This is a genomic window from Actinotignum sanguinis (assembly GCF_003957255.1).
In the GTDB taxonomy this organism is placed as follows: Bacteria; Actinomycetota; Actinomycetes; order Actinomycetales; family Actinomycetaceae; genus Actinotignum; species Actinotignum sanguinis.
The window spans coordinates 65,294-87,827 of the sequence record NZ_QDIE01000001.1; the positions used below are offsets into that span (position 1 = coordinate 65,294).

Here is a 22,534-nt window from a genome sequence, read left to right on the forward strand (position 1 = left end):
CGCACGGAGTACTCCCGAGGTGACACGGCACGCCAGATGGCCATGTTACGAACCCGCTACCCTTTGATATAACCCGATATTTCCGTTTTCGAAAATTTCTTTTCGAAACAGCAACCCGGGCGGGCGGCTAGGTGGGATTTCTCCACTTGCGTTCCGGCAGAATGCCGGATTGACCGTATTAGTGTAGCACAGCACCATAAGTTATGGATAACACCGCGGGTTATTCTCCCCACATACAACGGCGTATATGCAACTCACGGCCGTAACAAGTTCAACGGTTAAGAAAGCTCCGCGAGGGCCTGGGCAACGGTGAAGTTTCCTTCGTAGAAAGCTTTGCCAATAATGACCGAGTCCACGCGACCGGGGCAACCAGCTTCGCCGCTCGCGCCGCTCTCGCTCAGTTCCCGAACCGCGCGCAGATCAGCGAGCGTCGCCATGCCGCCCGAGGCGGTGAAATGCGCCGGGCTCAGCGCCGCCACCCGACTAAGCAACTCGAGGTTTGCCCCGGCGAGGGCGCCATCTCGGGTTCGATCTGTAACAACGTAGCGGCGGGCACCGGCGTCGTCGAGAAAATCAATAACTTCGCGTAACTCCCCGACATCGGTACCGGCACCGCGCGCAACCACCCGGGCGCCGTCGACATCAAGACATACGGCCACCCGATCCGCGTGCTGCGCCAGCACCCGCGCTACCCACGCGCGATCCCGCAGCGCGGTAGTCGCAAGATTAATGCGTTCCGCGCGGGTGGCGAGGGCGCGCTCGAGTACCTCCGGGCTGTCGATTCCCCCGGAGAGTTCCCAGCGCATCGGGCTACTCTCCATGAGGCGCTCTAACAACGCGAAATTATCCCCGGTGCCGTACACAAGATCCAGATCCACCAGGTGAATCCACCGTGCCCCGGCCGCCCGGAAATCTGCGATAGCCACCGCCGGGTCGCTCCACGCCTCCGGCCCGCTACCGAGCCGCGCCGAACGCCCCGCCCGGATATCGACGGCAACGAGCAGCTCACAGCTCATCGTTATCCCCCGCAGCGGTTTCCTTGCCAGCCTCGCCACTCATACCTTCCGCGCTTTCCCCGCGGGTCACCTTACGCAGGATTTTCTCAATATCCTCTTGGGTGAGCTTCGCGGAATCCCACGGCTCACAGTCGGCAATGGAGCGTTCCCCCAGCATGAGCTCCTCAACGATGGGATCTAAAGAATTGAGCAGCAGACCGGAAGCAATTTCCTCATCGGCTTTGCCCGCGAAGAAACGCCGCGCGCGCACCATCCCGGATACGCCCGGCTCAAAACCTGTGGATTCCTTATCCAGATTCACATCAATGAGGATGGAACCGTAGGGGCTGAGGCGGGAGAGCATGCCGGCAACCGCCGGGGCGTCATCGGAAAGGGAGGCGGGTTCCTCATCAGGATCCGGGCCGGTGATATTGCGGATATCCCATTCGTCATACACGGGCGTTGCCAGCTGGCGGTACACCAGCGCTCCGGAATCCGTGGCGACCACCTGCACGTCCAGGCCGTGCAGCGCGCAGAGCGCCGCGAGGGTATCCACGCTATCAAAAGGCGTGAGTACCGCGTATGTGCGCACGTCAGTCATTGAGTTATCCTCCCCTTGCGCTTCGTTTTGCTTTAGTTGTTTTCCCAGGTGCCGGTGAGTAGGCCGCGGCCGAGCACGTGTTCACGGGCTAGGAAATACGCCACCGCGGGCCGGGTTTCCGCATCGATATCCAAAACGGTGTCGAGGGCGAGCACCGCGAAAATATAGCGGTGCGGGCCGTGGCCGGCCGGCGGTGCGGCACCCTGGAAAGTCGGGGTTCCGCCGTCGTTCTTCAAGGTGAGGGCCGGTGCCGCAAGCGCACCGGAGCCACCGGCCACAATCTCGCTGGTATCAGCGGGCAGATTCGCCACCGTCCAGTGCCAGTAGCCGGACGGCGTGGGAGCATCCGGGTCATAGCAGGAGACGAGCAGGCTGACCGTACCCTCCGGCGGGGCATCCCACCCCAGTTGCGGATTGCGGTCCGCACCGCCCGGGGTGCTGCCCGCCCCGGTGGCGCTTTCGGGCAGTGCCTCGCCTTCCGCGAAATCATCGGAGGTGAGGTGAAGATCAACGCTTCCGGCCGGCACTCCGGCGTAGGGATCGTGGGTGGTCATATCCGCTCCTTATGCGTGCTTGGGGCGCCGCGTCCGCGCGGCGGGCGTGCTTGAGTTCCAGTCTAGCGGTCCGTGCCCGCGGCCTCGGGCCTATTTTTGGCGACGGCGCCCGCGCCCCGCGGCGCGCTCGCAGCACCGGTGCCGGTATCCTGAGGCGCAATCTTATCGACGGCGCCGCCGAACCGCCGTTCACGCTGCCCGTAGGCGGCGCAGGCATCCCATAGGGCGCGCCGCTCGAATTCGGGCCAGGGCAGCGGAGAAAAATACAGTTCCGCGTAGGCACTTTCCCACATGAGGAAATTGGAGGTGCGGTATTCCCCGCCGGTGCGGATGAGGAGATCGACGTCGCGCATCCGCGGGGCGTAGAGCTGGGCGGTTAGGGTGGCTTCGCTAATGCGCTCCGCCGTGAGCTCCCCGCGGGCTACCCGTTCGGCCACCGCGCGCACCGCATCGACGATTTCCGCGCGCCCGCCGTAGTTAATGCACAGATTGAGCACCATGCGGGTATTCCCCGCGGTCAGTTCTTCCGCGGCGTGAATCTCACGCAGCACCGAGCGCCACAGCCGGCCCTCGCGCCCCACCCACTGCACCCGCACGCCCCAGTCGTGGAGTTGATCGCGGTTGGCGCGGATAATATCGCGGGAAAACCCCATAAGGAAACGAACTTCGGCCGGCGAACGCCGCCAATTTTCGGTAGAAAAAGCGTAGACGGATAGCTCCGCGATTCCGAGTTCCAAGGCCCCGGCCACCACGTCCATGAGGGAACGCTCACCGGCTTTATGGCCTTCGGTACGCGCCAATCCGCGGGCATTCGCCCAGCGCCCGTTGCCGTCCATCACGATGGCCACGTGCTCGGGCACCCGCCCCAACCGCGGGGGCGTGAGGCCGGGCCGATGGGCCGGGGTGGGCCGCTCCAAGTGGGCCAGATGTGGATGCTCCAGCTTCGGATGTGCTTCTGTCATGATGCCGACCTCACGATCTGCAAGGAACGTACCTTGCGTTCCAGATACCATTGCACGTACGCGGAAATATAGCCGTGCGCGGTTTCCCCCGCGCTACCGGCAAGCGCGTCGATAATTTCCCAATCCCCGCGGGCTAGCGCGGCGAGGAGCCGCCGCGCGTCTTCCCCCGGATAGGCTGCCCCGCGCGGGGCGCACCGCCGGCACACCAGCCCACCGGCTTGCACGTGGAAGGCGGTGAGGTCCTCCCCGCTACCGCAGAGCGCGCAGGAAGTGACCGCCAGGCCCCACCCGGATACCGCCATGGCACGCAGCAGGTAAGAATCCATAATTGGGTAGGGGGCGTGCTGGCGGGAGGCCAGGGAATTGAGTGCCCCGAGGAGGAGGCGGTAGTGAGCTCGGTCCGGCTCCCCTTCCGCCCCGAGCTTTTCGGCTACTTCCACCATGGTGCTCGCGGCCGCGTAGGCTTCAAAATCAGGCGCGATGGCCCGCCCGAAAGGATTGAGGGTTGCCACTTCCGTGACGACATCAAGGCTGCGCCCCCGGTAGAGCTGCACATCCACGTAGGTGAAGGGTTCCAGGCGCGCCCCGAATCGGGAGCGGGTGCGGCGCACCCCTTTGGCCACGCATCGCACCAGGCCGTGCGCGCGTGCCAGCAGGGTGACGATACGATCCGCTTCCCCCAAGTCCTGCGTGCGCAGGACGATTCCTTCATCCCGATAGAGTTTCACTGGCTCCCAGTTTAGCGGTGCGCGCGATTGACAGCCGAGATAATCGCCTTGAGGCCGGCGCGTGTCGTGGAGGTGTGAATGCCGCAGCCCCACAGCACCTGATCATCGATCTCGCATTCCACATACGCGGCAGCCGAAGCATCCGTACCTTCGCTCAGGGTGTGTTCGGCGTAGTCGAGCACCCGGATATATTCGCCCAGCTGTTCCATCGCTGTCACGAAAGCGTGGATGGGCCCGTTGCCGCTGCCGTGCAGGCTATGTTGCACACCGTCCGCCTGAGTTTCAACGACGGCGCTAATATCGGTTACCCCGCCGCTATGGTTCGTGAATTCCAGCGCGCGCAAGCGGTAACGCCCCCACGGAGTGCTGGCCTTCCCCGGTGCCCCGTGCGCGCCCGCCGGCCCCTGCTCTCCGTAGCCCTGGGAGAGCGGGAGGTATTCGTCTACGAAAATATCCCAGAGGGTATCCGCACTGACTTCTTCTCCGGTGCGTTCTGTCCAGGTCTGCACGATGCGGGACAGCTCGATTTGCATACGCCGCGGCAGATCCAGGTTTCGGGTGGTTTGCATAAGATAGGCCACCCCGCCCTTGCCGGATTGGGAGTTGACCCGCACGATGGCATCGTAGGTGCGCCCCACATCTTTCGGGTCAATGGGTAGATAGGGCAGCGCCCAGGGAACTTGCCGCTCATCTCCCCCGGCCGCGGCCAGATCGGCCGCCCGGCGCTGCATGCCTTTCTTGATGGCATCCTGGTGGGAGCCGGAGAAGGACGTGTAGACGAGCGAGCCAGCGTAGGGCACCCGCGGCCCCACCTCAATCCCGGTGCATTCTTCGCACACATCCACGATGGCATCAATATCGGAAAGGTCCAGTTCCGGGTCAATTCCCTGCGAATAGAGATTCATAGCAACCGTAATGAGATCAACATTTCCGGTGCGCTCCCCCTGCCCGAAAAGGCAGCCTTCTACCCGGTCGATCCCGGCGAGCATGGCCAACTCAGTGGTGGCGACCCCGGTACCACGGTCATTGTGGTTATGCGCGGAAAGCGCCACGTATTCACGTTTGGGGATATGGCGGGAGAAGTACTCGATTTGATCCGCGTATACGTTTGGGGTGGCGCGTTCTACCGTGGTGGGCAGGTTAATAATAATTTCGCGTTCGGCATCCGGTTGCCACACCTCCATGACGGAGGAACAGACCTCGAGGGCATAATCAATTTCGGTATCCACGAAGATTTCCGGGGAGTACTCGAAACCGAAAATGAGATCATCCGGCAAGACTTTCTCGGCGTAGGCCACGATTTCCCGAGTTCCGGCCATGGCTAGTTCGCGGATAGCCTCCTTCGAGGAACCAAAAACCACATCGCGGAACACCGGCGAGGTCGCGTTATACAGATGCACGGTGGCGCGCGGGAATCCAGCCAGCGCATCGATAGTGCGGTGGATGAGTTCGGGGCGCGACTGGGTGAGGACCGAGACGGTCACATCTTCGGGTACCGCGCCGTCTTCCGCCAGGGAGCGCACGAAATCCCAATCGGTTTGGGAGGCAGCCGGGAAACCAATCTCGATTTCCTTCACACCGATCTTGACGAGCAGATCAAAAATCCGCCGCTTGCGGATCATATCCATCGGTTCGATAAGGGCCTGGTTGCCGTCCCGTAGATCGGTGGAGAGCCAGCGCGGCGCCTTGGTGATGCGGTTATTGGGCCAGGTGCGATCCGGCAGCGCAATCGGATTGGTGTCGAGGAAGGGCCGGTACTTGTAGAACGGCATTCCCGAGGGGCGCTGACGGTGCGTGTATCCGGAAGTTTTCATGGGGTGGTCACCTTATATTCTCTGTGTGGCGGTCAAATTTAAGAACGACGGCGCAGCTTAACCCGCCGCGAGAAGCCGAATAAGCTCGCGGCGGCTCATAAGGAGAAGGCGAGAGGAACCCATACGGATAACTCTAGCCCCTCAGCTAGCTGAATATGCACAGACTTGTCCGAGATGTGAGACATAACGCCCGGGATATGGACGATTACGAAGGGCGACGGCACGGTGGGCTGGTGGTACCCGGCCGGGCCGCGTTAGTTCGGGGCGGCGGTTAGAGCACTGCCGGAAAGGCGTTCCAGTATCCCAGGCTCATGAGCAGGACCGCCTGGGCACAGAGGGTGAGGAGGGTCGTCACTCGCGCGATGCGCCCCATGCTCGGCCGCGCACTCCAGCTGCGGAAAACGGCCCGCACGTGCATCCACGCCGCGCCCAGAGCCGCTAGGTGCACAAGGGCAAACCCGCCCTGAACGATGAGAAGATTATGTGAGTAGGTGAGCGCGATATGGGCAACGGCCACCAGGTAGACGAGGAATACCGCCCAGGCGCCCACCACGGAAAGCGAAGCGAGATTGAGGGCTGCGCCCGATCTGGAAAAATTCGAGAGTCGATGCCCGCGCACCGGAATCCAGCACACCGCCACCAGCACGATACTGAGCCCGAGGAGGGCCACGCCGCCCAGCGCGATATAGAGCGCTGTTTGGGCGGTGAACCACCCGCCGGCCGTCAGAGTGGGGGCTACGAATGCCTGCCGGGGTTGGTCACCAGCCACCCGCGGCTGCGCCGTCGCCGTAAAGGGTAAACCGTTAACCCAATCCGCGGTATCTTGCATGGCCGCCCGGGACAGCTGCCGGCGGTTGATCTGGAGGCCGTGGTCCGCGTCTTTGTAGTAGCGCACCGTGAGCGCGCTGTTTCCGGCCTCTTCCAGGTAGTTGCTCATCATCTGCGGGCCCTGGATCGTCGGCATGGAATTATCTGCCGTGCCGTAGAGCATAAGAACCGGCATGGTCATCTGCTTCTCATACGGCGCCGCATCAAAATCAATATAGCGGAAGGTGTCGGGGCCGAAATCCTGGCCGATAAGTTTTGGAATGGCGGCGCGCAGGCGTTCCGGTGCGTGAATCTCCCGCAGGTAGGCGTCGGCCGCGTAGGCCCCCTGCTGGCGGATCGGGAGCACCGGGGCGCTGATAAGAGCCACGTAATTCACCGCCCGCGCGCTGGTGGCCACAATGGGCGCAACGAAGCAGCCTTCGGATACCGCGTACAGGCCCGAGTGGCGCGCATCAACGTCCTCCCAGGAGAGCATCTCGCGGTAGACGTCCTCGAAATCCGCGGCGAGCTGGAGATAGTCACGATGCGTCGTCGTATAGTTCGCTACCCGTTTTTCCGGAACCACCGTAATAATCCCGGTAGAAGCAATAGCTTCGGTTTCCCGCCCGAAATCACGCGCGGAAGAAGTGCCGGTACCGTGAATAAAAAGCATGCCTGGCACCACCGGGCCCGCGCCTACCGGGCGTTTAACAACAGCAGGAATGAGGGTGCCATCCCGCAAGGTGATGGTGACCGTGCTACTCGCCACCTCGTACGTTCCCAGCCGCGCGGTGGGAACCCCGGTGGAAATTGTGGTATCCGCGGTTTGCGGGGCGATCGCCGCGGTCATGGGTTGCGGATTCCAGCCCGGGCCGAAAGCGCTCCCGATCAGCCCGGCGGCGAGCACCACTATCAGCCAGGTAACGAAACGTTTATGGGTGGGAAGCCAGCGCCGCCAGCCCCGGAGCGCGCTGTGTTCCGGGCCTGCGGCGCTTTCCATTCCGCTGGCTGGCACCAGGGTGCGCCCCGCCGGCGGATTCTCGGTGGGCGGGGTATCGGGATGATCGGTGAGACGCACGTATCAGAACCCGAGTCGATCCAGCATTTTCGGGTCACGTTGCCAGTCTTTGGAAACTTTCACGTGCAAATCAAGATAGACCGGCGTACCGAGCAGCGCCTTAATGGCTTTGCGGGCATCGCGCCCAATCTGGCGCAGGCGCGCACCCCCGCGCCCGATAACAATCCCCTTTTGGGAATCGCGCTCCACGTGCAAAGAGGCATGCACCCGCACCAGCGGGCCACCGTTCGGTGCGGTATCCTCAATAATTTCATCGATGGTGACGGCGAGAGAATGCGGAAGTTCCTCGCGCATTTTCTCCAGGCCCGCTTCGCGGATAAGCTCCGCGATGAGGGTTTCTTCCGTTTCATCGGTAATCGCATCCAGCGGATAGAGCGGCGGGGAAACGGGGAGCTGTTTAATAATCTGCTCGGTGAGTACCTCCACCTGATCCAGCGTGGCGGCACTCACCGGGACGATCTCCACAAAATCATGGAAAGCTGCCACGGCCGCGATCTTCTCCGCAAGGGCTTCGCGGCTCACCAGATCGGTTTTAGTAATCGCGGCGATCATGGGTACTTTCGCGCGCACCGCCAAATCGAGGAGGTACTTATCGCCCGGCCCGAGTTTTTCATTAGCGGGTAGGCACATCACGATGGTGTCCACATCAGCGATGGAATCGCGCACCATATCACCCAGGCGTTCGCCCAGCAGGGTGCGGGGGCGGTGCATCCCGGGGGTATCGACCAGGATCACCTGACCGGCATCCCGAGTCACAATGGCGCGAATAATACGCCGGGTGGTTTCCGGGCGGGCGCTGGTAATCGCGACCTTCTTGCCCACCATCGCATTGGTGAGGGTTGATTTCCCGGCGTTCGGGCGGCCCACCACCGAGGCGAACCCGGCCCGAAATTCCGTGTTTTCCACCGTCATCGTCTTCTAGTCCTCACCCTCATCGTCGGTTTCTTCGCGCGCAACGATAATAGTCGATAACCGGCGCCGGCGCCCTTCGAAGCGGTCGGCCACCATATGAATTCCGGCCACGGTGGTTTCGGCTCCGCGAATGGGAACCCGCCCGATGCTCTTGGCGAAAAGCCCACCGGCGGTATCAACGTCGTCGTCCTCCAATTCGATTCCGAAGAGGTCACCTAGATCATCAATGGGCATACGCGCCGGGATACGGAAACTGCCCGCCTCGAGTTCTTCCACGGCCGGGAGGGCCCGGTCGTGTTCATCGGAGATTTCTCCCACGAGTTCTTCCACAAGATCCTCGATGGTGACCAGTCCGGCGATACCGCCGTATTCATCCACGACGAGGGCAATATGAACCTGGTCGGCCTGCATTTCTCGCATGAGCGTATCGATGATTTTAGTTTCCGGAACGAACACCGGTTCGCGCACCAGATCGGCCACCCGTAGCTCATCGTGCTGGTGGCGCCGGTGCACCCGCCGGATCACGTCCTTGAGGTAGAGCACCCCGATAACATCATCAATGGATTCGCGGTACACGGGCACCCGCGAGAATCCGGAGCGGGTGAACAAGGAGATGGCACGGTCAAGGGTTTCATCCGCCTCCACCGCGATCATATCGGTACGCGGGACCATGACTTCGCGCACCAGGGTGTTCCCCATATCGAAAAGTGATTGCAGGATATCGCGTTCGGCATCATCCAAGGCCTCGGATTCGGCCACCCGTTCCACCATAACCGCGAGCTGGTCTTCTTGGCGTTGTTCGGCTTCTTCGGGTGAGAATTCGCGTTCCCGGATGAGTAGCGAAAGCAACCAGGTGAGCGGGGAAAGCCACCAGGTGGCTTTGCGCAGCACTCGCTGGTGGCGTTCCACCCCAAAACTCAGGGGGTTGAAGAAGGCGAACGCGAGGAGAACCAGCACCGTCACGCCGAAGAAAATGGGGAAGATCTGCCACCAGGCAGCTACATCCGTTCCCAGGGCGAAAGTGAAGCAGATTCCGTAGCTGGCCATGAGGAGGGCCCGCACCACCGCGATGCCCATGGAGGCGGCCGGGCGGCGAGCCATAATGGCCACCACGCGTGCCGAACCGCGTTCCTTATGCGCGTACATTTCCGCGGCTTCGGTGCGGGTCATCCGCCCGAGGGCGGCACCCACCACGGTGCACCACAGGGAGAGCAGCAGGCACAGACCAGCCGCAATATAAAACGGAGCGGAGGGCAGCGTTCCCGCTGCCACAGGTAAGTGATCCATCCTTTCTTACACCTCCGTGGGGCGCGGATCGCCTCCCCCGCGTTCGGAGAGGAACACGAGGAGGAGTTGGCGTTGCAAAGCAAACATGGTGTCTTTTTCTTCCGGGGTTGCGTGATCGTAGCCGAGCAGATGCAGAATCCCGTGGGTGACGAGGAGGAGAATCTCCTCCGCGGTGGAGTGCCCCATGGCGTGGGCCTGGCGGCTGGCGACCTGCGGGCATACAGCGATATCACCGAGCATTCCCGGGCGCGGTTCTTCACCCGGTGGTGCCGGGCGCACCTCATCCATGGGGAAGGACATGACATCCGTGGGGCCTTCCAGATCCATCCACGTCACGTGGAGATCCGCCATGGCATCCTCGTCGAGGAGCACGATAGATAGCTCCGCCATGGGATGCACCCGCATCTTATCGAGAACATACGTGGCCAGCTCCGAGATCTCTTCCAGATCCGCAGCCGGACTAAAACTCGATTCGTCATTTACTTCAATCATGTGGTCTTTCCTGACAACTGTTCCCTAGCTTTCCCCGAAACAGCTCTACCGCTATTCACGCCGTGACACTACCGCTACCGCCCCGCGCTAACGCTGCCGGGAATCCCAGCGGGCATAGGCGTCGATGATTTCGGCAACCAAGCGGTGGCGCACCACGTCCGCCGAACTCAGCTCCGAGAAATGAATCCCCGGAACATCACGCAGAATCCGACGCACCACCTGCAATCCGGAAACTTTATTCGCACCGAGATCAACCTGGGTGATATCGCCTGTCACCACCATTTTAGAGTTGAAGCCGAGCCGGGTGAGAAACATCTTCATTTGTTCGGGTGTGGTGTTCTGCGCCTCGTCCAAAATCACGAAAGCATCATTGAGGGTGCGTCCGCGCATATAGGCCAGCGGCGCGACCTCAATGGTGCCGGCGGCCATGAGTTTCGGAATGGAATCGGCATCGAGCATGTCATACATGGCATCGTATAGCGGGCGCAGATACGGATCGATTTTATCGGTGAGGGAACCGGGCAAAAATCCCAGGGATTCCCCGGCCTCCACCGCCGGGCGCGTCAGAATAATACGTTTGACCTGCCCATCATTGAGTGCCACCACCGCTTTGGCCATGGCGAGATAGGTTTTCCCGGTGCCGGCCGGACCGATCCCGAAAGTAATATCGTGGGTGTCGATTGCGTCCACGTACGCCTTCTGGCCCAGGCTTTTCGGGCGGATAGTTTTACCGCGCTTGGATAAAATATCGGTGTGCAGCAGCGTGGTGGGATGCGCCACGCCAGCGCGCGCAATATCAACGGCGCGGGCCACTGCGTCACGGGTGAGGATTTCACCTTCGGCAACGACGTCAATTAATTCCCCGAGAAGCGATTCGGCAAAATCAAGCTCGGCCGCCGCGCCGGTCAGGGTGATCCGGTGGCCAAGCACGTGAATAGTGGTGGGGGCGAGCCGTTCTTCCAAGGTCCGCAGGACGTCATCACGATGCCCGAGCAGCTGAATCATGGAAACTCGGTCCGGCACAACAATGGTGCGCTGGCTGTGTTCTGTATGCGTCATTACGTCCTATAGTAGCGCGCCCAGCGCCCGCACGGTGGCGATACTTGCCAGTGCGTAGGCCCCGGCGGAGGCGCTGCGCAGCACATGCGCCCCCAGGAGCACCGGGATAGCGCCCGCCGCCCGCAATGCCTCCATCTCCTCCGGCGCAATCCCGCCTTCCGGGCCGATAATCACGGCCACGGGCCCGGCCACGTGCGCGAGGCTCACCGTTCCGCGGCTCACCGCCTCCGCCAGGGTCACCTCGGCTTCCTCATGGCAGATGAACACTGTGCTCCCGGCGAGGGCCCGGGGCAGCTGCGCCGTCGTACTTAACGAACGAATACGCGGAATATAGCTGCGCCGCGATTGTTTCGCCGCGGCGCGTGCGGTGGCCTGCCAGCGAGCCCGGCCTTTTTCTTCCTTGTTTTTCCACGACGCAACGCAACGGGCCGCTTCCCACGGGACGATATCCCACACCCCGTATTCGGTGCAGGTTTCCACCGCCTGTTCATCGCGGCCACCCTTGGCGAGGGCCTGCACCAGGGTGATGGGCCCGGCCGGTTTCGGCTCCGCGGTCACCTCCTCGATACGGGCGCGCACCTCATTTTTGGCGACGACGCTCACCGCGCACCGGGCACGGCGGCCTTCCCCATCGGAAAGCAGAACCTCCTCCCCTACCCGGATCCGCATGACGTTGGCGTGGCGAGCTTCCTCACCAGTGAGACTGAGCTCCTGACCTACCCGGAGGGATGCTCCGGCTCCGCCCCCGGGCCGGGTGGCGGGGAAGTCAGCGAAGAAAAGCGGGAGCGTCACAGCGAACTCAACCTTTCGCGCAATTTATCGAAGAAGGATTTGCCCTGCTCGGATAGCTGCGCATCCTGCACGCTTTCCCCGCGCAGCTCAGCCAGTTCGCGCAGGAGCTCGCGCTGGCGTTCATCGAGGTCTGTTGGGGTTGTCACCGCGACGGTGATACGCATATCCCCGCGGCCCTTGCCGCGCAAACGGGCAACCCCCAAGCCTTTGAGGGTGAGGACCACGCCGGACGAGGTCCCGGCGGGAATCTCCAGCTCGCGGTCCCCGTCCAGGGTCGGAATGGTGACGGTTCCGCCCAGGGCCGCGAAGGTCATGGGCACCTGAACTTCACCGAGGAGCTCTTCGCCCACCCGCTGGAAAATAGGGTGTTCCGCTACCCGGATTTCCACAAAAATATCGCCGGCCGGGGCACCGAAGGTTCCGGCATCACCCTGGCCGCGCAGGCGGATACGCATTCCGTTCTCGATTCCGGCCGGGATGTCCACGGTGAGGGTTTTTTCTTGGCGGATGCGCCCGGTGCCGTGGCAGGGCCGGCAAGGGTCCGCGATGACGGTACCGTGGCCCTCGCAGGTGTGGCAGGGCACCTGGGTAACCATTTGCCCGAAGAGGGAATTTGTGACTTGCTGAACCATGCCCTGGCCTTGGCAGGCCCCGCACGTGACCGGTTGGGAGCCGGCCGCGCAGCCGCTACCCGCACATGTGGGGCACACGCTGAAGAAGGAGTCACTGACCTGGCGCTGGGCTCCGAAGACCACGTCGGAGAGCTCGATGCTCAAACCGAGCAGCGCATCACGCCCGCGTTCCCCGCGCGGGGCCGGACCGCCCGCGCGCATACCCGCTCCCCCGAAGAAGGTGGAGAAGATATCGTTCATATCGAAACCAAAACCGCCAGCCCCGGCTCCCCCGCCGAGTCCGCCGAGGTCGTATTGCCGGCGCGAGTCCGGGTTGGAGAGCACCGTATACGCTTCGTTGACTTCTTTATAGCGTTCGGCGGCTTCCGGACCGGCGTGATCCGGGTGTAATTTGCGCGAGAGGCGCAGGTACGCTTTGCGGATTTGCTCCTGGCTCGCATCGCGTTCCACCCCGAGGGTTTCGTAAAAATCAGCCACATTTCTCCCGTCTTTGTTCTTTTCTGCGCCCTGCCCGCGCCGGCGCGCTATCTAGCTGAGGAGTGCCCGTTCAAACGCCGTGCTCCCTACCGTGTATCACCGTACTTAGGACTGCCCGGACAGAATACCGGATAGGTAATGGGCAACGGCACGTACCGCCGCGATATTCCCGGGATAGTCCATTCGAGTAGGGCCGACGACGCCCACTCGGGCAACTTCATGCCCGGCGACTTCGTAACTGGAGGACACCACGGAGGTTTCACTCAGATTCTCATGATCGTTTTCCGCCCCGATGGACACCGCCACATCAGTTTCCATTGCGGCGAGGAGCCGCAAGAGCACCACCTGTTCTTCCAAGGCATCCAGCACCGGAGAAATCGAGTGCAGGAAATCCACCGAATGGCGCGAAAGATTGGCGGTGCCGGCCATGGTGAGGCGATCCTCCGCACCGGTATGCACCGCGGTGGTGAGCGCCGCCGCGATATCGCGCAGAGCTGCGGCAGCCTCCGGTTCGCTGCGTTCAGCGATCTCCGCGAGTACCGCAACCGCGGTGGTCAACGGCTGGCCGTTACAGCGGGTAGTTACCTCCCGGCTCACCGCGTCCACATCGAGACCTTCCAGGTGCGCAGGCACCGCGATAACGCGCTGTTCTACCCGCCCCGCGCTGGTAATGACCACGAGGAGAATGCGGGTAGCGCCGAGCCAGATGAGTTCCAGGTGGCGCAACACTGCTTTATCCAGCGCCGGGTATTGGATGACCGCGACTTGCTGGGTGAGGTGGGAAAGCAATCGCGCGGCGCGATCCAGCACATCATCAAGATCCACCGCGGCATCAAGGATTTGACTGATAGCGCGCCGTTCCGCTCGCGAAAGCGGCTTGACGGTAGTAAGGGAATCTACGAACGCGCGGTAGCCGGCATCGGTGGGGATGCGCCCGGCCGAGGTATGCGGATGGGTGAGCAGCCCGGCTTCTTCCAAGACCGCCATATCATTACGCACGGTAGCCGGGGACACTCCCAGCGCGTAGCGTTCTACCAGAGCTTTGGATCCCACCGGTTCGCGGGTGGTGACGTAATCGCGCACAATCGCCTCAAGAACGCGCCCGCGCCGATCTTCTGCCGCCACCTGTGTTCTTCCTCCCCGCTCAGCACTCTATACCTTCGAGTGCTAATTCTACGCGGGGACGCCCGGGAGCGCATACCCTTAGAGCGTGATGTTCTCTGCTACCGGAATGCCTGATCGCTACGGCGACGACGTCCTCGCCCATGACCCGCACGACCACCGCCGTCCCTCCCGCCCCGTTCCGGCCGCCCCCGGCCTCCTCATTGAGGATGTGGCTTCCGGCTTCGTGGGCGAGGTGCTTTCGGTAGGGAAAGTAGCCGGCCGCTGGCAGATGGAAGTGGAGGGCCGCGGCGGGGTGCGCCGTTCCTTCCCGCTGGGCAAAGGTTATTGGATCGAGGGTGAGCCGGTAGAAATCACCACCCCGAAAGTGGAGGCCCCGCGCGGCCGGCTCCTGACCGCGTCCGGATCTTTTCACGTCACAGCGCGGGCGCGCGTAGCACGCGCCTCGCGTATCTGGGTAGAAGGCAAGCACGACGCCGAACTGGTGGCCAAGATCTGGGGTGAAGATCTGGCTCTCGAAGGGGTGGTGGTCGAAGAATTACTCGGGGTGGATAATCTGGAGTCCGTGGTGCGGGAAACTGCTCCCGATAATGAGCATCGCCTGGGTGCACTGGTAGATCATCTGGTGCCCGGTTCCAAAGAATCTCGGATTGCGGCGCGAGTGGCCGGCCCGGGCGTGCTCGTGCTCGGCCATCCCTATATCGACGTGTGGCAAGCGATTAAACCTGCCGCCGTGGGCTTGCGCGCCTGGCCGGAGGTACCGCGCGGGGAAGATATTAAAGTGGGTACCCTGCGCCGGCTCGGCTGGCCGCACGAAACCGCGGAAGATATTGGCCGGGCCTGGGCCCGGATTCTTAGCTGCGTGCATTCGTATAAAGATATTGAGCCCGCGCTACTGGGCCGCATGGAAGAACTCATTGATTTCGTGACCGCTGCCGGCACCCGGTAGGGGAAGGCGTACCCGGTAGCGCGAGGACGCACCCGGTAGCGCTACGATTCCTAGGCCCTCAGGGTATATCCTTGCTGCGTGCGCCTATCCGGTCCCGGCCGGAGCCGCTGCCCTCGTTGTTTCGGTTCTTCTTCACCCCTATCAGGAGTTGTGATCACGTGGCCTCCCAGCGCCGCTCCGTCGTGGACAAAATCGCTGTTGCGTCCCCGCGCGGCACCCTCGCCGTCGCTTCGGTTCTCGTGGGACTTGTCTCTCCCTTCATCACGCTATCGGGAGAAAACGCCACCACGATTGTGTTCTTCCGCTTCGGTCTCGCTTTCCTTGCCCTACTGCCCATGGTGGTCCATGAATGGCGCCAGTACGGGCCGATGCGTCGCGCTGACCTGCTGCTCTACGCGGTATGCGGGGTGTGCTTCGGGGTGGATATGGCCTTGTGGACGCCGTCGGTACTACTAGCCGGCCCCTCGGTTTCCGCTGTGGTGGTCAATTACGTGCAGGCCCTTGCGGTACCGTTGGTCGCCTGGATTTTCTTCCGGAACCGGGTCCCGTGGATGTTTTTCGTGGCTGCGCCTTTTTCTCTCGGCGGGATTTTCTTGCTTTCCGGTATTCTCGACGGCGCCGGCGGATCCGATCTGGTACGCGGCATTATCCTCTCCGCGCTCGCGGGCCTGACCTATACCGTCTACGTGGTCCTCACCGGGCGCACAAATTCTCCGCACCATCAGGGCACCGCCATGGCGATCGTCTGCCTGGTCACCACGGTGGTGTCCACCCCGCTGCTCATTGCCACCCACGGGCCTCTCACCCTCGCACTCTCAGCGAGTTCCTGGGGATGGATGATTCTTATCGCGCTTTCCAGCCAGGTACTGGGATGGTTGTTCTGCCAGGCAAGTATGCCCCTCGTTAATCCCTCGGTGGCCGCTACCCTTATTTTGATTCAGCCCCTGAGTGCCATTATTTTTTCCGCGCTACTGGTTGGCGAACGGCTCTCCGCCCTGCAATGGTTGGGCGCCATTATTATGCTGCTCGGGATCTTCCTCATCGGGCGTGCGCCCAAGCGCCGCTACCGGCTCGGGATCAAGCGGCCTTCGCTGCGGATTCGCCGCCGCCACGCATAACTACCCACTGCGCTACCAGAGCGCCCGGGTTACGGTATCAGCCAGGAGCCGCCCGCGCCGGGTCAAAACAAGGCGCCCGGAGCGCGCTATTTCTGCCTCTACTAAACCATCGCGAACCAGACCCGCCACCACCGCGGCATCCACGCCCCGCGGAATATCAATTCCCCGGCTCATCCGAATACCGAGCATGATTTTTTCTTCGCGCTGTTCAGCCGGGCTGAGAATTTCCCGCTCCAAGGCCGGCGAGCTAATCGCCGAATGGCTCGTGGCTGCCTCGCCCGCCGCGCGTGGCGCGGCGGCGCCGTCGTCGTTTCCAATCCCGCGAGCCCAGACGCGATCCGCGTACGCGCGCGGGTGTTTGACGTTCCAAAACCGCACCCCGTTAATATGCGAGTGTGCGCCGGGGCCGTAGCCCCACCAATTCGCGTTCTCCCAGTAATAGCAATTGTGGCGGCATTCGTGACCGGGGCGGGCCCAATTGGAAATTTCGTACCAGCGGTAGCCGGCCGCGCTGAGAATATCGTCCGCGACCTCGTATTTATCGGCGAGCTCATCCGGATCGGGGAGGCTAATGAGGCCGCGGCGGGCCTGCATGCCCATTTTGGTTCCCGGTTCCACCATGAGTCCGTAGGCACTGATATGCGCCGGTTCGAGGGCAAGAGCCGCGGCCAGGGAGGTGCGCCACTGCCCCATTGTTTCCCCGGGCGCACCGTAAATGAGGTCGAGGGAATACTCCAGACCCAACTCGCGCGCCCAAGCGCATACGCGTTCTACCTGCCCGGGGCTGTGCTGGCGGTCGAGGGTGCGCAGCACCTCGGGTACGGCTGATTGCATCCCGAAAGAGATACGGGTGAAACCGCCGGCGCGCAGAGTCGCGAGGGCCGCGCGGTCCACGGATTCCGGATTGCATTCCGTGGTGATTTCGGCACCCTCAGCCAGGCCGAAAGCGCTTGCGAGATCCGCGAGCACCGAGACGAGCTGCCGGGCGTCCAACAGGGTGGGCGTGCCGCCCCCGAAAAATACGGTGCGCAGCGCGACGCGATTGGTGCCGGTGTCGAGGACCTCGCGCGAGAGTGCTATTTCACGGGCGAGGGACGCCGGGAAATCATCGCGGCCCGCCCCCGGCCCGAAGCTCGGCTTGGTGTAGGTATTGAAATCGCAGTACCCGCAGCGCACCGTGCAGAAAGGAATGTGGACGTAAGCGGAGAAACCGGCGCTCACATCCGGGTTCGGGAGGATGCCGGAAGCCGGAGCCGGCTCACCGTGCGGAAGGGAAGCCATCGGAGACTAGGCTCGCACCGCGAGAATATCGTGGATGGTTCGCCCGGCCGCAATGCCGCGTTCCTCAAAACGAGTCAAAACCCGTTCTTCCCACCGCGGTGCGAAACCGCCGCGCTCCGGGGTGGGATCCGCGGGGTCCGGGCGTTCACCGGCGTGCGGATTCGTGAAGTACGGGGATGCTTCGACGACGTCGCGCATCTGCCAGGCGTAATTATCCCAATCCGTGGCCAGCCGCCACGCGCCTCCTTCCCGGAGCATCCCGGCCACCACCGTGGCAAAAGGCGCGGCCACCAGGCGGCGCTTGTGGTGGCGGGCTTTGCGCCAGGGATCGGGGAAGAATGTCCACACCTGCTCGACGCGCGGATTGGCAGCATTCGGATGGGTGGCGCTGCGCGCCGGCCCGCACGTGGTCACATCCTCCCCGCGCACCAGGCCCGCACATTCCAGGCCAAAGAGGACGGGGAGCGCCTGGGCGGCGTCGGCCTCCAGCACCCGCACGTTCGTTACGCCCGCGCGCAGAATACTGGCCACGCAGCGCGCCGCGCCGGGAGCCCACGCTTCGACGAGCAGCACATTATATTCGGGGTGGCGCTGCGCGAAGGAGACCCCGTGTTCGCCTGAACCCGGACCGATTTTCACGGCGAGCGGGGCCGCGCGGCCAAAAACTTGCCCGAGGTTGCAGCGCGCATCGAGGGCAACCGTGGTGGCCTGGGGGCCGGGTGCCAGCGGCACGAAAAGCTCGGGGTGGCGGGCCACCGTTTCTTCGTGGCGCGCACCCAGGCGGGAACCGCGCAGGGAGAAGGAGCGGATGCGCCATTGGGAGCGATTTGGTGCGGGAGACTCGGCCATGCTTACTTCCCCGTGGGTGCTTCGGAGGTGAGAGCTGCCACGAAAGCTTCTTGGGGCACGTCCACGCGCCCGATGGACTTCATGCGCTTCTTGCCTTCCTTCTGCTTTTCTAGCAGCTTGCGTTTACGGGAGACGTCGCCGCCGTAGCACTTGGACAGCACGTCCTTACGCAGGGCCTTAATAGTTTCGCGGGCGATAATACGCGAACCCACCGCGGCCTGCACCGGGATTTCGAATTGCTGGCGCGGAATGAGGGTTTTGAGTTTCTTCGTCATCTCATTGCCGTAGGAATATGCCTTGTCCTTGTGGACGATAGCGGAGAAAGCATCCACCTGTTCGTGATTGAGGAGCACATCGACCTTGACTAGATCAGAGGGCTGTTCGCCGGCAATATCGTAATCGAGGGAGGCGTAGCCCTTCGTGCGTGACTTGAGCTGATCAAAGAAATCGGTGACGATCTCCGCTAGCGGCAGCACGTAGTGGATCTCCACCCGTTCGGCCGTAAGATAATCCATGCCCTGCAGCGCCCCGCGCCGTTCCTGGCACAGCTCCATAATGGAGCCTACGTAATCCGAAGGAGCCAGGATCGTGGCGCGCACGGTCGGCTCGTAAATCTCCCGAATTTTCCCTTCCGGGAATTCCGAGGGGTTGGTGACGGTGAGTTCTTCACCGGCGTCTGTGATGACCCGGTAGATCACCGAGGGCGCGGTGGCAATAATATCCAGGTCGAATTCCCGCTCGAGGCGTTCGCGGATAATCTCCAGGTGGAGCAGGCCGAGGAAGCCGCAGCGGAAACCGAAACCGAGGGCCACTGAGCTTTCCGGTTCATACACCAACGAGGCATCATTGAGCTTGAGCTTTTCCAGGGCTTCGCGCAGATTCGGGAAATCAGAGCCGTCCATAGGATAGATCCCGGAATACACCATCGGTTTCGGATCGAGATAGCCGGGCAGGGCTTCGGTGGCACTCTCCCGCGCGCCGGTCACGGTATCTCCCACGCGGGTTTGGCGCACATCCTTCACCCCGGTGATGAGGTACCCCACCTCCCCGGCACCCAGCGCAGTGGTGGGGGTGGGTTCCGGGGAGATCACGCCCAGTTCCAGGAGTTCATGTTCGGTGCGGGTAGCCATGGTCCGCACCTTCGAGCGGGTAGTTAGCTCACCATCAACCACACGCACATAGGTGACGACCCCGCGATAAATATCGTAAACGGAATCGAAAATCATAGCGCGAGCCGGCCCCTCCGGGCGCCCGGAAGGCGCGGGAATCTCCGCGACGATCCGGTCCAGCAGTTCCGGCACGCCCGCCCCCGTTTTCCCGGAAACGGCTAGGCATTCCTCCGGTTCCACACCGAGCAGGGACGCCACTTCTTCCGCAATTTTTTCCGGCTGCGCGGAAGGCAAATCAATTTTATTGAGGACGGGAATAATCGTGAGGTCGTTTTCCATGGCCATATAGAGATTGGCCAAAGTTTGCGCCTCGATCCCCTGGGTGGCATCCACGAGCAGCACCGCACCTTCGCAGGCCGCCAGCGAGCGGTTCACTTCGTAGGAGAAGTCCACGTGGCCGGGGGTATCGATCATATTGAGGGCGTAGGCTTTCCCCTCCACCGACCACGGCAACCGCACGGCCTGCGATTTGATGGTGATGCCGCGTTCGCGCTCAATATCCATCCGGTCCAGGTACTGATCGCGCATCTCGCGCTGTTCCACGATGCCGGTGAGCTGGAGCATCCGGTCAGCTAGCGTGGATTTTCCGTGGTCAATATGCGCGATGATACAAAAGTTGCGGATACGCTCGGGCGGTGTGGCGCCCGGAATAATGGCGCGCGATTCCTCAGCGGAAGAAATAGGCACGTCTCTCCTTCACAATAAACTCTGCTCAAGTATAGTCCTTGGACCATAATGGATATGGATATATCGGTCACGGGAGTTGCCATGAATGTTCCTTTGTCAGTGTTAGATTTCGCTACGCGGTACGACGGCGAAGCCCCCGCCGCCGCCCTGCACCGCTGTGTGGACCTCGCCCAGCGCGCCGAGGCTTTGGGATACACCCGGGTGTGGTACACCGAGCATCACAATATGCCCACGGTGATCTCCTCCTCCCCCGCGATTATCATCGGCTACGTTGCCTCCCACACCGCACGGATTCGGCTGGGTGCGGGCGGTGTCATGCTCCCCAATCATTCTCCGCTCGTCATAGCTGAACAATTCGGGGCCCTTGCGGAGATGTACCCGAACCGTATCGATCTAGGGCTCGGGCGGGCACCGGGCACCGATAGCCGCACCCTCCACGCGCTGCGCCGCGATGCTAGCGCCTATGAGAATTTCCCGCGCGATGTGGTGGAACTCCAGGGGTTCCTCGGGGATACTTCCCGGGTGCCGGGCGTGGCGGCTTATCCGGGCCAGGGCACCCACGTGCCCCTCATTATTCTGGGTTCTTCGCTTTTCGGAGCGGATCTGGCCGCGCAGCTGGGCCTGCCCTATTCTTTCGCTTCTCATTTCGCTCCGCGCCTGCTCCAAGAGGCTATCGCCCACTACCGGGAGAATTTCCAGCCCTCGGAGGAGCTGGCCGAGCCCTATGTTATTGCGGCGGTAAATGTGACCGCGGCGGAAACGTCGGAGGCTGCCGCCCGCGAATTTGAGCGGGTCAAGCGGGCTCGGGTTCGCAATATGCTGCTGCGCGGGGTACCCGGCCGCGATATCTCCGATGCGGATCTTGATGCAGTGCTGGACAGTGCGCAGGGCCGCCAGATCCTCGATATGCTCCGCTACACCGCGGTTGGGGACGCGGCCGAGGTGGGCGAGTATCTGCGCACGTTCGCCCGGGATGCGCAGGCCGATGAGCTCATGATCTCGGTGCAGGCCACCTCGCATGAAGAATCACTGGCGTGCTTGGAGCTCACCGCCCGCGGCTACGGCTTGGATAGCTGAGGAAGGCACGGAGCTGGCAGCTAGGCGCGGCGTCGTACCGTATCGCGCGCTTCGTTTTTTCTGCCCCACGCTATCGGCCGCCTCGCACACCCGCGTTTTCTTTGTGGCACGATGGTCAGTATGCCTCTGTCGCAAAAATTACTCGGAACCGGCGAAGAACTCCTTGTCCATATGCACCCCGATGCCCGGCATTTGTTGCCGCGGGCGCTCGGTGCCGCGGCGGTGGTGTTCCTCGCGGTGCTCGGGGTGGTCGCGCTGCCAGGTAGGTGGCAGCCGCTGGCCGGGTGGCTGGTGGTGGCGGCCGGGGTTCTCGCGCTTATTGCGATAGCCGGGTGGCCGTGGCTGCAGTGGTATATGAGCACCGTGAGTATTACTAACCGCCGGATTATCACTCGGCGCGGGGTATTCACGAAGCTCGGGCACGATCTTCCGCTCGCCGCGGTGGCACAGGTGGAGGCGCAACCTACGGGTACCGGCACCTCCGGTTCTCTTCTTGTGACGACGACGTCAGGTGCCACGGTCACCCTGCGCCGCATCGCGAATCTTCCCGCTGTCACCACGTTCCTGAACACGCTACTGGACAAGCGCGCGGGAGAGGGGATTCACACTGGGACCTCGCGCGAAACCGCCTGATTCTGGTAGTGTTTGGAGATGGACTTTCACCGGTCGGGTGGCAAGTCCTTGTTCTTTCGTAACAACCACGGGTGCCCCACGCCCGCAGTCCTACGAGGAACGCTTCCCTCTCCGACCATATTCATCTATCGCCTAGCGATTGACCGAAAGAGATATTTCATTGGCTAATATCAAGCAGCAGAAGAAGCGCGTTCTGACGAACGAGAAGCGTCGCCTTCGCAACCAGGCCGTTAAGTCGGAACTAAAGACCTACATCCGTAAGACTCGCCTTGCCGTGGAAGCCGGCAATGCCGAAGAAGCGGAAACCCTCCTGGCCGCGGCCTCCCGCAAGCTGGACAAGGCTGTGTCCAAGGGTGTTATTCACCGCAACCAGGCGGCGAACCGCAAGTCGAAGCTCGCTAAGCGCGTGAACGCACTGGCCAAGTAGGCTGTGCCCCGGCCATGCAGGCCGGACCTCCG

Annotated in this window: 22 protein-coding genes; 5 read left to right on the top strand and 17 right to left on the bottom strand. The window is 62.5% G+C overall.

Translation table 11 applies throughout. From position 1 onward, the window contains the following. Positions 1 to 278: 278 nt before the first annotated feature. The 14 genes from DDD64_RS00280 to hrcA all read right to left on the bottom strand — a co-directional run bounded on the left by DDD64_RS00280 (position 279) and on the right by hrcA (position 14,315). Entirely contained in the window at positions 279 to 1,016 is a 738-nt protein-coding gene (locus tag DDD64_RS00280) for a HisA/HisF-related TIM barrel protein (protein ID WP_126134502.1), read from the bottom strand. Further along, on the bottom strand, positions 1,006 to 1,596 hold the full coding sequence (locus tag DDD64_RS00285; protein ID WP_126134503.1) for a hypothetical protein: 591 nt from the start codon (positions 1,594 to 1,596) through the stop codon (positions 1,006 to 1,008). The genes DDD64_RS00280 and DDD64_RS00285 overlap by 11 nt, the downstream gene beginning before the upstream one ends. A 32-nt stretch (positions 1,597 to 1,628) precedes the next feature. Further along, positions 1,629 to 2,150: a YbhB/YbcL family Raf kinase inhibitor-like protein gene (locus DDD64_RS00290; protein ID WP_126134504.1), complete on the bottom strand. Its 522-nt coding sequence runs from the start codon at positions 2,148 to 2,150 to the stop codon at positions 1,629 to 1,631. Between the two features lie 62 nt (positions 2,151 to 2,212). Continuing rightward, complete coding sequence (gene uppS / locus DDD64_RS00295; RefSeq protein ID WP_126134505.1) at positions 2,213 to 3,112, bottom strand: polyprenyl diphosphate synthase; 900 nt, start codon at positions 3,110 to 3,112, stop codon at positions 2,213 to 2,215. Then, complete coding sequence (gene recO, locus DDD64_RS00300; RefSeq protein ID WP_126134506.1) at positions 3,109 to 3,840, bottom strand: DNA repair protein RecO; 732 nt, start codon at positions 3,838 to 3,840, stop codon at positions 3,109 to 3,111. Before recO ends, uppS begins: the two co-directional genes overlap by 4 nt. An 11-nt stretch (positions 3,841 to 3,851) precedes the next feature. Next, positions 3,852 to 5,654 (bottom strand): 2-isopropylmalate synthase, encoded by a 1,803-nt coding sequence (gene leuA / locus DDD64_RS00305; RefSeq protein WP_126134507.1) that lies wholly within the window; start codon positions 5,652 to 5,654, stop codon positions 3,852 to 3,854. Positions 5,655 to 5,925: 271 nt separating this feature from the next. Next, positions 5,926 to 7,539 (bottom strand): alpha/beta hydrolase family protein, encoded by a 1,614-nt coding sequence (locus DDD64_RS00310; RefSeq protein ID WP_126134508.1) that lies wholly within the window; start codon positions 7,537 to 7,539, stop codon positions 5,926 to 5,928. A gap of 3 nt (positions 7,540 to 7,542) precedes the next feature. Continuing rightward, entirely contained in the window at positions 7,543 to 8,451 is a 909-nt protein-coding gene (era, locus tag DDD64_RS00315) for a GTPase Era (RefSeq protein WP_126134509.1), read from the bottom strand. Between the two features lie 6 nt (positions 8,452 to 8,457). Then, a complete protein-coding gene (locus tag DDD64_RS00320; RefSeq protein ID WP_126134510.1) occupies positions 8,458 to 9,738 on the bottom strand; it encodes a hemolysin family protein in 1,281 nt (426 codons plus the stop codon). A 6-nt stretch (positions 9,739 to 9,744) separates the two neighbouring features. After that, the gene (gene ybeY / locus DDD64_RS00325; protein WP_126134511.1) at positions 9,745 to 10,230 is read right to left on the bottom strand and encodes an rRNA maturation RNase YbeY; all 486 of its coding nucleotides are present in this window, start codon (positions 10,228 to 10,230) and stop codon (positions 9,745 to 9,747) included. A gap of 87 nt (positions 10,231 to 10,317) precedes the next feature. After that, positions 10,318 to 11,289 carry a PhoH family protein gene (locus DDD64_RS00330; protein ID WP_126134512.1) on the bottom strand — a complete coding sequence of 324 codons (972 nt, stop codon included), beginning with the start codon at positions 11,287 to 11,289 and terminating at the stop codon, positions 10,318 to 10,320. A 6-nt stretch (positions 11,290 to 11,295) separates the two neighbouring features. Then, positions 11,296 to 12,081, bottom strand: coding sequence for a 16S rRNA (uracil(1498)-N(3))-methyltransferase (locus DDD64_RS00335; protein WP_126134513.1), 786 nt, complete (start codon positions 12,079 to 12,081; stop codon positions 11,296 to 11,298). Beyond that, the gene (locus DDD64_RS00340; protein WP_126134514.1) at positions 12,078 to 13,190 is read right to left on the bottom strand and encodes a J domain-containing protein; all 1,113 of its coding nucleotides are present in this window, start codon (positions 13,188 to 13,190) and stop codon (positions 12,078 to 12,080) included. Before DDD64_RS00340 ends, DDD64_RS00335 begins: the two co-directional genes overlap by 4 nt. Positions 13,191 to 13,295: 105 nt before the next feature. Continuing rightward, positions 13,296 to 14,315: a heat-inducible transcriptional repressor HrcA gene (gene hrcA / locus DDD64_RS00345; protein WP_126134515.1), complete on the bottom strand. Its 1,020-nt coding sequence runs from the start codon at positions 14,313 to 14,315 to the stop codon at positions 13,296 to 13,298. A gap of 88 nt (positions 14,316 to 14,403) precedes the next feature. Between hrcA and DDD64_RS00350 the strand changes: the two genes are divergently transcribed. Beyond that, a complete protein-coding gene (locus DDD64_RS00350) occupies positions 14,404 to 15,261 on the top strand; it encodes a DUF3097 family protein (RefSeq protein WP_126134565.1) in 858 nt (285 codons plus the stop codon). Positions 15,262 to 15,419: 158 nt separating this feature from the next. Next, complete coding sequence (locus tag DDD64_RS00355; RefSeq protein WP_126134516.1) at positions 15,420 to 16,379, top strand: DMT family transporter; 960 nt, start codon at positions 15,420 to 15,422, stop codon at positions 16,377 to 16,379. Between the two features lie 12 nt (positions 16,380 to 16,391). Here the strand turns inward: DDD64_RS00355 and hemW are convergent, their stop codons facing one another. Genes hemW through lepA form a run of 3 tightly spaced genes read right to left on the bottom strand, consistent with a single transcriptional unit; the run spans position 16,392 to position 20,365 of the window. Next, positions 16,392 to 17,660 carry a radical SAM family heme chaperone HemW gene (gene hemW, locus DDD64_RS00360; RefSeq protein ID WP_126134517.1) on the bottom strand — a complete coding sequence of 423 codons (1,269 nt, stop codon included), beginning with the start codon at positions 17,658 to 17,660 and terminating at the stop codon, positions 16,392 to 16,394. 6 nt (positions 17,661 to 17,666) lie between these two features. After that, a complete protein-coding gene (gene trmB, locus DDD64_RS00365) occupies positions 17,667 to 18,509 on the bottom strand; it encodes a tRNA (guanine(46)-N(7))-methyltransferase TrmB (RefSeq protein ID WP_126134518.1) in 843 nt (280 codons plus the stop codon). 2 nt (positions 18,510 to 18,511) lie between these two features. Next, the gene (gene lepA / locus DDD64_RS00370; RefSeq protein WP_126134519.1) at positions 18,512 to 20,365 is read right to left on the bottom strand and encodes a translation elongation factor 4; all 1,854 of its coding nucleotides are present in this window, start codon (positions 20,363 to 20,365) and stop codon (positions 18,512 to 18,514) included. A gap of 99 nt (positions 20,366 to 20,464) precedes the next feature. On the opposite strand from lepA, the gene DDD64_RS00375 reads away from it, so the two are divergent. From DDD64_RS00375 to rpsT, 3 genes are all read left to right on the top strand, one after another. Beyond that, the gene (locus DDD64_RS00375; protein ID WP_241227316.1) at positions 20,465 to 21,442 is read left to right on the top strand and encodes an LLM class flavin-dependent oxidoreductase; all 978 of its coding nucleotides are present in this window, start codon (positions 20,465 to 20,467) and stop codon (positions 21,440 to 21,442) included. A 120-nt stretch (positions 21,443 to 21,562) separates the two neighbouring features. After that, entirely contained in the window at positions 21,563 to 22,075 is a 513-nt protein-coding gene (locus DDD64_RS00380; protein WP_164545850.1) for a PH domain-containing protein, read from the top strand. Between the two features lie 160 nt (positions 22,076 to 22,235). Further along, positions 22,236 to 22,502, top strand: coding sequence for a 30S ribosomal protein S20 (gene rpsT, locus DDD64_RS00385; protein WP_016442875.1), 267 nt, complete (start codon positions 22,236 to 22,238; stop codon positions 22,500 to 22,502). Positions 22,503 to 22,534 lie beyond the last annotated feature (32 nt).